Genomic DNA, 13,396 nt, shown 5'->3' with positions numbered 1-13,396 from the left:
AGTTCCTGGCAGATCGCCTCCCGCAGTTCACCGTGGCGCGGGCCGAGCGCGAACCGGTCGTCGCTCCACCGCTCGCGCGGATAGAGCCACAACTGCCGATCCGGTCCTTCTTCCAGTCGTCGGTCATGGCCGCGACCCTATGTGGCGTCGTCCGGCATGCCGGAACGTGTGTCCTGGCCCAGGCTGGAAAAGCGGACACCTCACGGACCACGTCGGACGAGGGAGCAGAGTCTCATGGGAACCGAAGTGTTCCACTCGGAAGTGCCCCTGACGGTGAACGGCGAGTCCCGCCGTCTCACCGTCGACCACCGCTCGACGCTGCTGGACGTCCTGCGCGAGCAGCTGGGCCTGACCGGCGCCAAGAAGGGCTGTGACCACGGCCAGTGCGGTGCCTGCACCGTCCTCGTCGACGGGCGCCGCGCGAACAGCTGTCTGCTGCTCGCCGTCGCCCACGAAGGGGCCGACATCACCACCGTCGAAGGGCTGCGCCCCGCCGACGGCGAGGGGATGCACCCCGTGCAGCGGGCGTTCCTGGAGCGCGACGCCTTCCAGTGCGGCTACTGCACCCCGGGGCAGATCTGCTCGGCCGTCGGCGCCCTCGCGGAGGCCGAGGCGGGCCACCCCTCGCACGTGACGGACCCGGGGGCGGGCACCGGCTCGCCCACGGAGCTGACCAGGGAAGAGATCCGGGAGCGGCTGAGTGGAAACCTGTGCCGGTGCGGCGCCTATCCGCACATCGTCGAGGCCGTGGAGGACGTGATCCGGTGAAGTCCTTCATGTACGTACGCGCCCACAGCGTCGACGAGGCCACCGCCGCGCACGCGGGTCGGCCCAGCTCCCGCTACCTGGGCGGCGGCACCAATCTCGTGGACCTGATGAAGCTCGGCGTGGAACGCCCCCGGACGCTCATCGACGTCAGCGCGCTGCCGCTGGACTCGGTCGAGGAGCTGGGCGACGGGTCCCTCCGGGTCGGGGCGACGGTGCGCAACAGCGACCTCGCCGCCCACCAGCTGGTGCGTGAGCGCTACCCCGTGCTGTCCCAGGCGCTGCTCTCGGGCGCGTCGGGCCAGCTGCGCAACATGGCCACGACGGGCGGCAATCTGCTCCAGCGCACCCGCTGCCCGTATTTCCAGGACGTGGGCAAGCCGTGCAACAAGCGGGAGCCCGGCACCGGCTGCGGCGCGCGCGACGGCGTCCACCGCGACCACGCGGTCCTCGGCCAGTCGCGGCAGTGCATCGCCACGCACCCCTCCGACATGGCGGTCGCGCTGGCCGCGCTCGACGCCCAGGTGGAGTTGTACGGCGCGGGCGGCCGGCGGACCGTGCCCGCGGCCGAGTTCCACCGGCTGCCGGGCGAGCGCCCCGACGTGGACACCGAGATCGCACACGGCGAGCTGATCACCGGCGTCCTGCTCCCGCCCACGGCCGCGGGGCTGCCCTCCGCCTACCGCAAGGCCCGCGACCGCGCCTCGTACGCCTTCGCACTCGCCTCCGTGGCCGTGGTCCTGAACATCGAGGAGTCCGTCGTACGCGACGTACGGATCGCCTTCGGCGGTCTGGCGCACCGGCCCTGGCGCGCCCTGCGCGCCGAGCGGGCGCTGCTGGGCGGTGCTGCGAGCGACGAGGCGTTCCGGCGGGCCGTCGACGCCGAGCTGGCCGAAGCCGAGCCGCTGCGGGACAACGGCTTCAAGGTGCCGCTGGCCCGCAACCTCGCCTGTGACGTGCTGGGGCGCCTGGCCGCCTCGCCCACGGGTACCTGAATCGGCCCCGCCCCTTTGCTATCCAGGGAGAGACCTCCATGCCGGACACCAGCAGCGCTCTCGGGGCACCCACCGAGCGCAGGGAAGGCCCCGACAAGGTGACCGGGGCCGCACGTTACGCAGCCGAGCACACGCCCGACGGGTGCGCCTACGCCTGGCCGGTCCCGGCCACGGTGGCGCGCGGCGAGATCACCTCCATCGACGACACGGCTGCCCGTGCCCTGCCCGGGGTCCTGGACGTCCTCAGCCATCTCAACGCGCCGCGCCTGGTCGAGCCGGACGACGCGAACCTCCTCGTACTCCAGGACGCCCGCGTCCCGCACCGCGGCTGGTACGTCGCTCTCGTCGTCGCCGAGACCCTGGAGGCGGCCCGCGAAGGCGCCGCCGCCGTCCAGGTCGACTACGCCGAGGAGCCGCACGACGTCACCCTGCGCGCCGATCACGCGGACGCGTACGTACCCGAGGACACGGACGGCACCTCGGGGGAGCACGTGCGCGGCGACGCCGACGGCGCGCTGGACTCCGCGCCCGCCCGTGTCGATGTCGTCTACCGGGTGCCGCCGCTGCACAACCACCCCATGGAGCCGCACGCGGCGACCGCCCGCTGGCAGGACGGGCGGCTGACCGTGTACGACTCCAGCCAGGGCGCCACCACGGTGCGCGATGTCCTCGCGGGCATGTTCGCGCTGCCCAAGGAGCGGATCACGGTCGTCTCCGAGCACGTCGGCGGCGGCTTCGGCTCCAAGGGCACTCCTCGCCCGCAGGTGGTGCTCGCCTCCATGGCCGCCAGGGTGACCGGGCGGCCGGTCAAACTGGCCCTGCCGCGGCGCCAGTTGGCGGCGGTGGTGGGTCACCGCTCGCCGACCGTCCAGCGGGTGCGGCTCGGCGCGGAGAGGGACGGCACACTGATCTCCGTGGTCCATGAAGTGACCTCGCAGACCTCCCGCGTCAAGGAGTTCGTCGAGACCGCGGCCGCCGCCACGCGCGTCATGTACGGCTCGCCGCACAGCCGCACCACCCACCGGGTCGTGCCCCTCGACGTGCCGAGCCCTTCGTGGATGCGGGCGCCTGGTGAGGCGCCGGGCATGTACGCGCTGGAGTCGGCGATGGACGAACTCGCCGAGCGTCTCGACATCGACCCCGTCGAGCTGCGGCTGCGCAACGACACCCGCACGGAACCCGACAGCTCCCGGCCCTTCAGCAGCCGGCATCTCGCCGAGTGTCTGCGCGAGGGCGCCCGCCGCTTCGGCTGGTCCGAGCGTGATCCGCGGCCCCGCTCCCGTGCCGAGGGACCCGTCCTGGTGGGCAGCGGGGTCGCCTCCGCGACGTATCCGGCGCTCGCCTCGCCGTCCCGGGCGAGCGCGCACGCCTACCCGGACGGCAGTTACGTGGTGCGCGTCAACGCCACCGACATCGGTACGGGCGCCCGCACCGTGCTCGCGCAGGTCGCCGCCGACGCGCTCGGTGTCCCGGTGGACCGGGTGCGGGCCGTGGTCGGCAGCAGCGATCTGCCGGACGCGCCGCTCGCGGGCGGTTCCTCGGGAACGTCGTCGTGGGGCTGGGCGGTCCACGAGGCGTGCTCGCGCCTTGCCAAGCGGCTTGCCGAGCAGCAGGGCCAGCAGTTGCCCCCGGAGGGGGTGGGCGCCTCCGCCGACACGGCGGGCACCGCGGACGCGGACAGCGAGTACGCGCGGCACGCTTTCGGCGCGCACTTCGCCGAGGTCGGCGTCGACACCGTGTCCGGCGAGGTACGCGTACGCCGCCTGCTGGGCGTCTACGCGGCCGGGCACATCCTCAACGCCCGTACGGCGCGCTCACAGTTCATCGGCGCGATGACCATGGGCCTCGGGATGGCGCTGACGGAGAACAGCACGATGGACGCGGCCTTCGGTGACTTCGTGGAGAGCGACCTCGCCGCCTATCACGTCCCGGCGCACGCGGACGTTCCCGCGCTCGAGGCGCACTGGATCGACGAGGACGACCCTCATCTGAACCCCATGGGCAGCAAGGGGATCGGAGAGATCGGCATCGTCGGGACGGCCGCCGCCATCGGCAACGCGGTGCGCCACGCGACCGGCGTACGGCTGCGCGAACTGCCCCTCACGCCGGACCGGGTGCTGGCGGGCCTCGCGCGCGGCCAATAGCCACCGCGGCCGATAGACACAGGGTCAGGTGGCGGTCCCGGCCCGGCTCCCGCGGGTCCAGGCCAGCAGTTCCTCCGCCGTCCAGGTGTTCACCACGCGCTCGGCGGGGACGCCGCACTCCTCGGCCCGCGCGCACCCGATGATCTGCCAGTCCAGCTGGCCGGGGGCGTGCGCGTCGGTGTCCACGGAGAACAGGACCCCCGCGTCCACGGCCCGGCGCAACAGCCTGCGCGGCGGATCGAGCCGCTCGGGACGGCTGTTGATCTCCACGGCCGTGCCCGCCGCCGCGCACGCGGCGAACACCTTGTCCGCGTCGAACTGCGACTCGGGTCTGCCGCGCCCGGTGACGAGCCGTCCGGTGCAGTGGCCGAGGACGTTCGCCCGGGGGTTGCTGACGGCGGTGACCATGCGGCGTGTCATCGCGGCGGCGTCCATGCGGAGCTTGGAGTGCACCGACACGACCACCAGGTCCAGCCGGTCGAGCAGTTCGGGCTCCTGGTCGAGGGAGCCGTCGTCGAGGATGTCGCACTCGATGCCGGTGAGCAGCCGGAAGGGCGCCCAGCGGGTGTTGAGGTCGGCCACCACGTCCAGCTGCTCGCGCAGCCGCTCCGGGGAGAGGCCGCGGGCGATGGTCAGCCGTGGCGAGTGGTCGGTGAGGACCGCCCACTCGTGCCCGAGGGCCATGGCGGCCCGGCCCATCTCCTCGATGGGGCTGCCGCCGTCGGACCAGTCGGAGTGCAGGTGGCAGTCGCCGCGCAGCAGCGCGCGCAGCTCGGCGCCGCCCTCGGCGAGCGGGTCGTGCGCCTCCCCCTCAAGCCGTTGCAGATATCCCGGCACTTCTCCGGCGAGTGCCTCGCGGACCACGCCCGCGGTCTTGGGGCCGACCCCTTTGAGCGACTCCAGGGTTCCGTCCGCGGCGCGCCGCGCGGCCTCGCCGTCGGCCAGCGCCCCGATCACCGCGGCCGCGGTGCGAAAGGCCCGCACGCGGTAGGTCGGGGCGCGGCCGCGCTCCAGCAGAAAGGCGATCCGTTCCAGCGCCTCCACGGGCTCCATCGACACCTCCGGCCGCCGGTGGTCCCCGGCGGTGTGCGTGTCACTCCAGCGTCGCCCATGACGGGGCGCGGGGCACGGCGAGCGGCCCGGACGTGTCCCTCAGCCCTTGGACGTGTCGCTCAGCCGGTGGGCTCGTCCGGTTCGGGATGCTCCTCCATCTCGGGCGGCTCGGAGCCCGACGCGTCGGGCCGCGAATCGCCGCGCCGGCCGGTTCCGCCCTCGTCCGTCTCGGGTACGTCGTCGTCGCTGTCGGGGGCGTTGCCCGTCGTGGCTGTCTTCTCGTCCACGTCCCAGGCGTCGTTGTCGTCGGAGGCCTGCTGGTCGGGCAGGTCCCTGGGGACGGGCGGGCCGTCCTGGCCCGGGGAGGGGGGATTCCGCTCGTCCATGTGCTGCTGGTTCATGTCCTGGTCGCTCATGTGCTGTGCTCCGTTCCTTCGTTGCCGCGGGGTTCGCGCGGTTATTCGGCGACTACCCGCACGGTGTTCAGTTCGCTGTCCTTGGCGTCGGGGAGGTTCATGCCCGCGGCCACGCCGCTGCGCAGATAGCGCAGGACGGGCTCGGTGAGCCGCTCGCCGGGCAGTGCCGTGGGGATGCCGGGCGGGTACGGGGTCATCATCTCGGCGGCGACGCGCCCCGCCGCCTCCGCCACCGGCACGTCCTCGGTGGGCCCGAAGAACGCGTCGCGGGGCAGGATCGCCTGCTCCATCCGGAGTTCGGCGGAGGTGGGGACCTCCACCGGCGGGGCGGGTTCCAGATGCGGGGCGGCGTGGGCCAGGTCGCGCAGGGCCGCGAGCAGCAGGCCCGTCGTGTCGTGGTCGTCGCCGTGGGTGATCTGGGCGCTGATCCGGCGGTGGTCGCTGAGGTGTGCGTCCAGCGCGTGGTGGCGGCGCAGCCAGTCCGCCGCCCGGTAGCCGCTGGTGCCGAGGCCGTCGACCTCGATGACGACCGGCAGGGGGTCGAAGTCGGCGGCGAGGCCGGGTCCGCAGAAGTCGGCGCGGTCGTTGACGTGCAGGCCGTCGATCGTCTCGATCGCCTCCCGCACCTCGGCCGCCAGGTCCAGCGCCCTGCCCATCAGTTCGTGGCCGTGCAGCGCCATCTGGCGCCGCCATCCGTCGAGCCCCGCGTAGATCAGGGTGGACGGGCTGGTGGTGCCGAGGAGGTCCGCGCAGTTCTCCAGGACCTCCGGGTCGATCAGGTCGCCCTGGAGGTGGAAGACGGACCCCTGCTCCAGTCCGCTGCCCATCTTGTGGATGCTCGTCACACAGATGTCGGCGCCCGCGTCCATCGCCCAGGACGGCAGATCGGGATGGAAGGGCAGGTGCGCGCCCCAGGCCTCGTCCACGACGAGCGGCCGTGACCGGCTGTGGCAGACGGCCGCGATACCGCTCAGATCGGCGCAGGCCCCGTACGGGGTCGGGCTGGTGACCAGCGCGCCTTTCGCGTCGGGGTGCGCGGCGAACGCGGCCTCGAAGTCCTCCGCTCCCGGTGCGTGCGCCAGATGGCGCTTGTCGTCCCACCTCGGTTCGACCCACACCGGCTGGATCCCGGAGAGGATCAGTCCGGAGACGACGGACTTGTGCGCGTCCCGGCCGACGAGCAGTTTCGAGCCGGGACCGGCGATGGACAGCATGGCCGACTTGACGGAGAGCGAACTGCCGCACGTGGAGAAGAAGGTGTGCTCGGCGTGCACGGCGTCCGCCATCAGCCGCTCGGCCCGTTCGAGAACCCGTCCCCGCGTGCGCCGGTCGTCGAGTCCTCCCGAGGCCAGCACGTCACCGAGGAAGGCCGCGTCGCCCAGCAGTTCGCGCACGGCCGGATCGGCGCCGCGGGCCTGCTTGTGGCCCGGTGGTGTGAAGCCGATCCGGCCCTTGCTCCGGTGTTCGGCGAGGGCTTCCAGTACGGGGGCTCGGGTGTGATCATGCGACATGGGACACGCGTTCCCTGGAGTCGCGCCGCCCAATCCGGACGTCCGTCAACCGGCCGTAAGGCCCCTCGCCCGTGCCTGCGCGCGTCCGGCTCCGGCCGGTCACGCGGCGCGGGCGGGCTCGGCCGCCTCGTGTCCGACGTCGGCGGCGGAACGGACGCGGGCGCAGCTGCGGCTGATGAGACGTGAGACGTGCATCTGCGAGATGCCGAGCTCCTCCGCGATCTTGCTCTGCGTCATGTCCTCGAAGAAGCGCAGGTAGAGGATGGTCCGTTCACGCTCGGGCAGCTGTCGCAGGCCCGCCTTGGCCGCCTCCCGGTCGGTGATGCAGTCGTACGCGGGGTCGGGCGCCCCGAGTGTGTCGGCGAGGCTGAAGCCGTCGGGGTCGGCGGAGGAGATCTCGGCGTCCAGCGACAGGGCGCTGTAGCCCTCCATGGCCTCCATGCCGTCCCGGACCTCGTCCTCGGTGAGGCCCGCGTGTGCGGCGATCTCGGCGATGCCGGGCTCGCGCCCGCTGCCCGGCTGGTCGAGGAGTTCGCGGCGCGCGACGCGGACCTTGTTCCGCAGTTCCTGGACGCGGCGGGGCACGCGCACGTCCCACATGCGGTCGCGGAAGTGGCGGCGCAGTTCGCCCGTGATGGTGGGCACGGCGTAGCTCTCGAAGGCGCCGCGGCCGGGCTCGTACCGGTTGACGGCCTTGACCAGGCCCATCGCGGCGACCTGCTGGAGGTCCTCGATGCTCTCGCCCTTGTTCCGGAACCTGCCCGCGATCCGGTGGGCCATGGGCAGCCAGGCCTCGACGATCTCCTCGCAGAGCAGTTCGCGCTCGGGGCCGTCCTCCAGGGCGGCGAGGCGGGCGAATCGCGCCGCCGTGTCCGGTGCGTCGTTGTGGGGGTGCCGGGTCGTCGTACGACGACGGGCGGAGTATGCAGTGAGGTCGGTAAGCATCAGAATTCGCTCCTCAACGGTGCCGCCAACAAGTGACACGCGAGAAACGGGGCGCCCCGGCAGGCATCCACCAGGAGTGAGCACACCGCTCCCGCGAACGCGCCTCCGGTCCGAAGCACGTTATTCGCCTGCCCTTCGAATCCGGGGCCAAACAGCCTTCGCCACAAGGCGGCTGCGGGAGGGCGGGTCGCCGCCGTCAGGGGCCGCGCCACTGCCACTCCCCCGCCTCGACAAGACACGCTTACGTGTTCGTCATGTCGCTCGTTCGGTAGAGGCGGGGCATACCTGGGGTCGTGAGGGGCACACGCGACGCGGGGTGCGAAGCGTCGGAACGGCCCTCGGACGCCACGCCCGACCGACCGGCCGCATTGGGGTGCGGCCGGTCGGTCTCCTCCTCGGCGCGCCGCACGGCGGGCGCTGTTACCTCTTGTCGGTGAGGACCTCGCTGTCCAGACGCTCCAGCAGCTCGGCGGGGTCCGCGTAGACGGCACCGGCCCCGGCCTCCTCCAGATCACGGCGGGGGATGCCTCCCGAGAGCAGCGCGATGCTCCGTACGCCCGCTCGGGCCGCCGCCCGCATGTCCCACACGGTGTCGCCGACGAACAGCGCCTCGTCCGGTGCGCATTCGGCGATGTCCAGTGCGTGGTGGACGGGGTCGGGGGCCGGTTTGCCCGAGTCCACGTCGTCCGCGCTCGCGATGCCGGCGATGACGTCGTCCGCGTCGATGGCCCGGCGCAGGGCGCCGAGTTCCGCGCCGCCCGCCGAGGTCGCGAGGACGACGCGCCAGCCGTGTCCGTGGAGGGCGTGGAGCAGTTCGCGGGCGCCGTTCAGCGCGGGGAGCCGGTCGAAGTACGTGCCGTAGAGGGTGCTGTGCGCGGCACTGATCTCGTCGTCCCGCTCGTGGTCGCGGTCGTCGCCGAGCAGATGGGCGATGAGGTCGGCCGAACCTAGGCCGACGGCACGGTGGATGTCGAGCATCGCGACGTTCTGGCCGGCTTGGCGGAACGCCTCCCACCATGTGATCACATGCAGGTGGTTGGTGTCGGTGAGTGTTCCGTCGACGTCGAACAGCGCGGCACGCGCCATGGCTTCACACCGTTCCCTTCTCGGTTTCGCGCCCGTACTTCACGGCGGTCGAGCACACTTCCTGTACGGCGGTCGAGCACACACCCTCTGCGGCGCTTCAGCGCACGTCCGTCATGACGAAGCCGCTGCGGGGCCTGGTCGGCATCCTGTGCAACGGGATACGCAAGTCCTGCTCGGGCACGTGGTAGTCGAGCCGCGCGAGGCGCGGGAGCAGAGCGGTCAGGACCGCCAGGGTGACGTCCTCGCCCGGGCAGCGGTGTCCTTCGGCGGCGTCGCCGCCGCCCTGGGGGACGAGTTCGTCGCGGCCGGGTTCGCGCCCCGTGAACCGCTCGGGGTCGAAGGTGTACGGCGCGTCCCACAGACCGGGGTCGTGGTTCTGTCCGTAGAGGTCGAGCAGGACCAGGGTGCCCTCCTTGATGGGCTCGCCCTGCCAGTCCAGGTCGGCGGGGGCGAGGCCCGCGACGAACGGCGCGAACGGGTAGAAGCGCCGCACCTCATGGGCGAACGCGCGCGCGTAGCCCTCCCCCTCGCCGGCCAGCCGCTTGCGCAACTCCGGGTGCCGGTGCAGCGCGTGCGCGCCGAAGACCGTGTACCAGGTGACGGCGACGGTCGGCCGCAGGACGTTGAGGAGTTCGACGGCGGCCGTGCGGGGGTCGAGCAGCCGCCCGTCGGCCTCGCGGTGCGCGGCGACGGCCTCGACGACGGAGGGCGGTCCGTCCTGCGCCGCCGGGTCGCGGTCGGCCGACCGGATCTCCTCGATCAGTCGGGCCAGCCGCTCCTCCTGCCGCCGACGGGCGGCGCGGGCCTGCCAGTGCCGGGGTCCGGCGGTGGCGAATCCGTCGACCATGGCCACCAGGTCGCCGGCGGTCCGCCGCGACTCGTCGTCCGGATGCTCTGCGAGGGGCACCCCGGCCCAGGCGTACACGGCCCGGGTGATCAGGACGCTCACTTCGTCGAAGAGCGTCACCTGGGGGCGGTCGGCCCACTCCTTGCGGGCCCGCTCCCATTCGTCGGTGACGCGCTGGGCCAACGCGGTGATCCGGGCCGCGTCCTTGAGGTGCGACATGAACAGCGCCTTGCGGCGGCGGTGCTCCTCGCCGTCGAGGGTGTGCACGGCGCCCTTGCCGAAGAGTGTGCTCAGGACGGGCTCGGGCAGGGCCGTCCGGCGCCGCACGTGGTTCTCGTCGTAGAAGAACGGGACGGCCGCCGGGCCGCGCAGCGCGATGACGGGCTTGCCCAGCAAGCGGGTGCGTACGGGTCCCGGGCCCGTGCGGCGGCTCAGGTCAGGGAGCCACGCGTAGCCTCGGGTGAGCAGCGGCAGCGTGTTGTCCAGCATGAGGTCCTCCTTGGTTGGATCCTGACCGAACACGGCCCCGTCCGCATGTCCCCCGTCGGCGTACAGCTCGGTCTGGACGAGCGGGTGCCCCGGGCCGACGCCACGAATCAGCCCGAAGGACATAAAATTGGGGCAAAACTTGTCGCGCTCCTCCGGTAAAGTGGATCTTTTCCCCAAGAGGAGTTGCATCAGTGGAGTTCCGGCTGCTCGGAGCGGTTTCCGTCGCCACCGAGGTCGGCGTACTGCCGCTCGGCCCCGCCAAGCGGCGCAGTCTGCTCGCCGCTCTGTTGCTGCGGCCCAACCACCCGGTCCCCGTGGACCGGTTGACGGCCGCCCTGTGGGACCAGGAACCGCCCGCGCGCGCCCGTGGTGTCATCCAGGGGCATGTGTCGCAGCTGAGGGTCCTGCTCACCGAGGCCGAGGCCGGGATGTTCGGCGTCGAGCTGGTCACGCAGGGCACGGCGTACGTCCTGCGGATGCCGGAGTCCTTGCTGGACGCCCACCGTTTCGAGGAGCTGGTGACGCTGGCCCGCGGTCAGCGGGCGCCTGCCGACGCGGTGGCGATGTACCAGGAGGCGCTGTCGCTCTGGCAGGGCCCGGCGCTGACCGGCGCATATCCGAGCCAGCCGCTCCAGGCCGCCGCCCAGGCGCTGGAGGAACTCCGCCTGGCCTCCGTGGAGTCGCTTGCCGGGGCGTACACGCGGATGGGCGAGCACGCCCGGGCCGCCGCCGTGCTGCGGGCGGAGGCCGGCGCCCATCCGCTGCGCGAGTCGCTGTCCGCCGAGCTGATGAGGGCGCTCCAGCGGGCGGGGCGCCGCACGGAGGCGCTCGACTGGTTCCACCGCACCCGGCGGGTGCTCGCCGACGAGCTGGGCGTCGACCCCGGCCGGGAGTTGGCCGACGCCTACGCGGCCGCGCTGCGCGGGGCGGGCGACGAGGCGGACGGGGCGGGAGGCGGCGCCTCCGTCGCGGACGTGCCACCCAGCGGCGGGCCGGTCGCGCTTGCGGCTCCTCCGGCTTCCGCCCCTGCTTCGCTCCCTGCGGCTCCTGCTGCCCCAGGGGGTTCTGTGGTGCCCGCGGCTCCCGTTGCGTCTCCCGCGTCGGGGCCCGTCCTCCCCCCGGCCGCGATCGATCTCCTGCCGCGCATGCCCCGCGGTTTCCACGGGCGGGCGGGGGAACTCACGGCGCTGTCCCGGGCCGCCGCCGGAGAGGCGCCCGTCTGCCTGGTCACCGGGCCCGCGGGCGTGGGCAAGACGGCGCTCGTCACGCACTGGGCGCACCGCAACCGCGAGCACTTTCCCGGCGGGCTGCTCTATGCCGACCTGCGCGGTTTCAGCGACACCGGAGAGCCGGCCCTGCTGGAGGTGCTGCGGGAGTTCCTGCTGGCGCTCGGGGTCGCGCCGCGCCGGATACCGGAGTCGGCCGGCGCCGCGTCCGCGCTCTTCCGGTCCCTCTCCGCCGACCGCCAGCTGCTGGTCGTACTCGACAACGCGCGGGCGTCCGACCAGGTCAGGGAGTTGCTGCCGGGCGGCGCCCGCTGCGTCACCGTGGTCACCAGCCGCTATCGGCTGCGTGGTCTGATCGCCTCCGACGCCGCGCGTCCCGTACCCGTGGACGTACTGGAACCGGAGGACAGCACCGCCCTGCTGGCCGCGGTGCTCGGTACGGACCGCGTCTTCGCCGAGGAGGTGGCCGCGCGGCGCCTCGCCGAGCTGTGCGGGGGGCTTCCGCTGGCGCTGCGGGTGGCCGCGGCCAGGCTCGCGGACCAGCCGGAGTCGTCGCTGAGCACGATGTGCGCCGAACTGTCCGACGAGTCACGCCGGTTGGGCCTGCTCGACGTGGAGGACACGGGCGTACGCGCCGCGCTGCGGCTCACCGTGCGCCGCCTTCCCGCGGACGCCGCGCGGCAGTTCGCCCACCTCGGGCGCCATCCGGGGATGTACATCGACCTGTACGCGGCGGCGGCCCTCGCGGACACCGACCCCGCCACCGCCGAGGCCGCGCTGGACAAGCTCACCGCGGCCCACCTCGTCATGAGGGCCGGACCCGACCGCTGGACCCTGCACGATCTCGTACGCCTGTACGCGCGCGACCTGGACGCCGAGGCCGACGCCCTGCTGCGGGTGCTCGATCTGACCGTGGCGACCGCGCTGGCCGCCGCCGACGCGGCCGAGCCCGGTGACGAGTCGTGCTTCACCCTGCCCGCCGACTTCCGACCGCCGTGGGCGGCGCGGGAGTTCGCCGACCGTGAGCAGGCCATGGCCTGGTACGCGGCCGAACGCGACGACCTGACGCTCGCCGCCACCGCCGCCGACTCCGCGGGGCTGCACGACAGGACCTGGCGGATCATCCTCGGGATGTGGCCGCAGATCGTGTGGCGGGTGCAGGACGGGTGGGCTCCCCTGCTGAAGACGGCACTTGAGGCCACGCGGGCCGACGGTGACGCCCGCGCCGAGTCGCGGGTGCTGGCTCTCCTCGGGTGGGTGCTGACCGAGGAGGGCCGCATCGACGAGGCGCTCGGCCACCTGGAGGCCGCGCCCCTGCTCGCCGCGCGGGCGGGGGACACGCGCGGCGAGGCGACCGCGCTGATGAACCTGTCGCTCGCCCAGGCCGCGCTGGGCAGCCCGGACGAGGCCGCCGAGGGGTGCGCGCTCGCGGCGGAGCTGGCGCACAGCGTCGGCGACCGGCACACCGAACGCCTCGCCCTGTGCCACCTCGCCCGCCACCGGCTGGACGCCAGGGAGTGGCAGGCGGCCCACGAGACGGCCATCGCGGCGCTGGACCTCGTCGGCCCCTCGGAGGCATCGGCGGCGGCCAGGGTGCTGTTGCTGACCGCGATCGGCGAGGCGCTGCTGGGCATGGGCGACGAGACCGAGGGCATCCGGCGCCTGGAGAACGCGGCGCTGGAGGCGGAGGCGTGCGGCTACGACGACGGCGCGGTCAGGGCCCTCGGCGCGCTGCTGCGGGTGTCGGCGGACGCGGGCTTGCAGGCGCGGTACGACACGGCGATGGTCCGGCTCATGGCGCGGACCTGAGCGAAGCCCGCCGCCGTGCGGTGTCACCTGTTTGCCCGCCCCTCGCTGCGCGTCGGCCCGGGCCGTCCCACCCTGTGGTGAGGATGCCGGTGCCGGCCGGGAACTGCTCC

The 13,396-nt window shown here is 73.3% G+C and carries 10 protein-coding genes; 4 read left to right on the top strand and 6 right to left on the bottom strand.

Features of this window, described 5'->3' with window-relative positions; genetic code table 11:
- Positions 1-234 precede the first annotated feature (234 nt).
- From CP975_RS33140 to CP975_RS33130, 3 genes are read left to right on the top strand one after another with little or no spacing between them, the layout of a single operon-like run.
- The gene (locus tag CP975_RS33140; protein ID WP_055536113.1) at positions 235-768 is read left to right on the top strand and encodes a 2Fe-2S iron-sulfur cluster-binding protein; all 534 of its coding nucleotides are present in this window, start codon (positions 235-237) and stop codon (positions 766-768) included.
- Complete coding sequence (locus CP975_RS33135) at positions 765-1,760, top strand: FAD binding domain-containing protein (protein ID WP_055536112.1); 996 nt, start codon at positions 765-767, stop codon at positions 1,758-1,760. The genes CP975_RS33140 and CP975_RS33135 overlap by 4 nt, the downstream gene beginning before the upstream one ends.
- Before the next feature lie 38 nt (positions 1,761-1,798).
- Complete coding sequence (locus tag CP975_RS33130) at positions 1,799-3,904, top strand: xanthine dehydrogenase family protein molybdopterin-binding subunit (protein ID WP_055536111.1); 2,106 nt, start codon at positions 1,799-1,801, stop codon at positions 3,902-3,904.
- 24 nt (positions 3,905-3,928) lie between these two features.
- On the opposite strand, the gene CP975_RS33125 is transcribed toward CP975_RS33130, so the two are convergent.
- From CP975_RS33125 to CP975_RS33100, 6 genes are all read right to left on the bottom strand, one after another.
- On the bottom strand, positions 3,929-4,957 hold the full coding sequence (locus CP975_RS33125; RefSeq protein ID WP_055536110.1) for a PHP domain-containing protein: 1,029 nt from the start codon (positions 4,955-4,957) through the stop codon (positions 3,929-3,931).
- A 119-nt stretch (positions 4,958-5,076) separates the two neighbouring features.
- A complete protein-coding gene (locus CP975_RS33120; protein ID WP_246201713.1) occupies positions 5,077-5,373 on the bottom strand; it encodes a hypothetical protein in 297 nt (98 codons plus the stop codon).
- A 41-nt stretch (positions 5,374-5,414) separates the two neighbouring features.
- On the bottom strand, positions 5,415-6,884 hold the full coding sequence (locus tag CP975_RS33115; RefSeq protein ID WP_055536109.1) for an aminotransferase class I/II-fold pyridoxal phosphate-dependent enzyme: 1,470 nt from the start codon (positions 6,882-6,884) through the stop codon (positions 5,415-5,417).
- Positions 6,885-6,983: 99 nt separating this feature from the next.
- Positions 6,984-7,829 (bottom strand): SigB/SigF/SigG family RNA polymerase sigma factor, encoded by an 846-nt coding sequence (locus CP975_RS33110; protein WP_055536108.1) that lies wholly within the window; start codon positions 7,827-7,829, stop codon positions 6,984-6,986.
- A gap of 420 nt (positions 7,830-8,249) precedes the next feature.
- Positions 8,250-8,915: an HAD family hydrolase gene (locus CP975_RS33105; protein ID WP_055536107.1), complete on the bottom strand. Its 666-nt coding sequence runs from the start codon at positions 8,913-8,915 to the stop codon at positions 8,250-8,252.
- Between the two features lie 97 nt (positions 8,916-9,012).
- On the bottom strand, positions 9,013-10,251 hold the full coding sequence (locus CP975_RS33100; protein WP_055536124.1) for a cytochrome P450: 1,239 nt from the start codon (positions 10,249-10,251) through the stop codon (positions 9,013-9,015).
- Between the two features lie 191 nt (positions 10,252-10,442).
- Here CP975_RS33100 and CP975_RS33095 point away from each other — a divergent pair, with 191 nt between their 5' ends.
- A complete protein-coding gene (locus tag CP975_RS33095; protein ID WP_055536106.1) occupies positions 10,443-13,286 on the top strand; it encodes an AfsR/SARP family transcriptional regulator in 2,844 nt (947 codons plus the stop codon).
- Positions 13,287-13,396 lie beyond the last annotated feature (110 nt).

The sequence above is a fragment of the Streptomyces alboniger genome, assembly GCF_008704395.1.
Taxonomy (GTDB): domain Bacteria; phylum Actinomycetota; class Actinomycetes; order Streptomycetales; family Streptomycetaceae; genus Streptomyces; species Streptomyces alboniger.
This window is presented reverse-complemented; position numbering and strand designations above follow the sequence as displayed.

Bases quoted from the DNA above. Each gene is read 5' to 3' on its own strand.
- CP975_RS33140 (WP_055536113.1), top strand. From the start codon at position 235: ATGGGAACCGAAGTGTTCCACTCGGAAGTGCCCCTGACGGTGAACGGC.
- CP975_RS33130 (WP_055536111.1), top strand. From the start codon at position 1,799: ATGCCGGACACCAGCAGCGCTCTCGGGGCACCCACCGAGCGCAGGGAA.
- CP975_RS33125 (WP_055536110.1), bottom strand. From the start codon at position 4,957: ATGGAGCCCGTGGAGGCGCTGGAACGGATCGCCTTTCTGCTGGAGCGC.
- CP975_RS33120 (WP_246201713.1), bottom strand. From the start codon at position 5,373: ATGAGCGACCAGGACATGAACCAGCAGCACATGGACGAGCGGAATCCC.
- CP975_RS33115 (WP_055536109.1), bottom strand. From the start codon at position 6,884: ATGTCGCATGATCACACCCGAGCCCCCGTACTGGAAGCCCTCGCCGAA.
- CP975_RS33110 (WP_055536108.1), bottom strand. From the start codon at position 7,829: ATGCTTACCGACCTCACTGCATACTCCGCCCGTCGTCGTACGACGACC.
- CP975_RS33105 (WP_055536107.1), bottom strand. From the start codon at position 8,915: ATGGCGCGTGCCGCGCTGTTCGACGTCGACGGAACACTCACCGACACC.
- CP975_RS33100 (WP_055536124.1), bottom strand. From the start codon at position 10,251: ATGCTGGACAACACGCTGCCGCTGCTCACCCGAGGCTACGCGTGGCTC.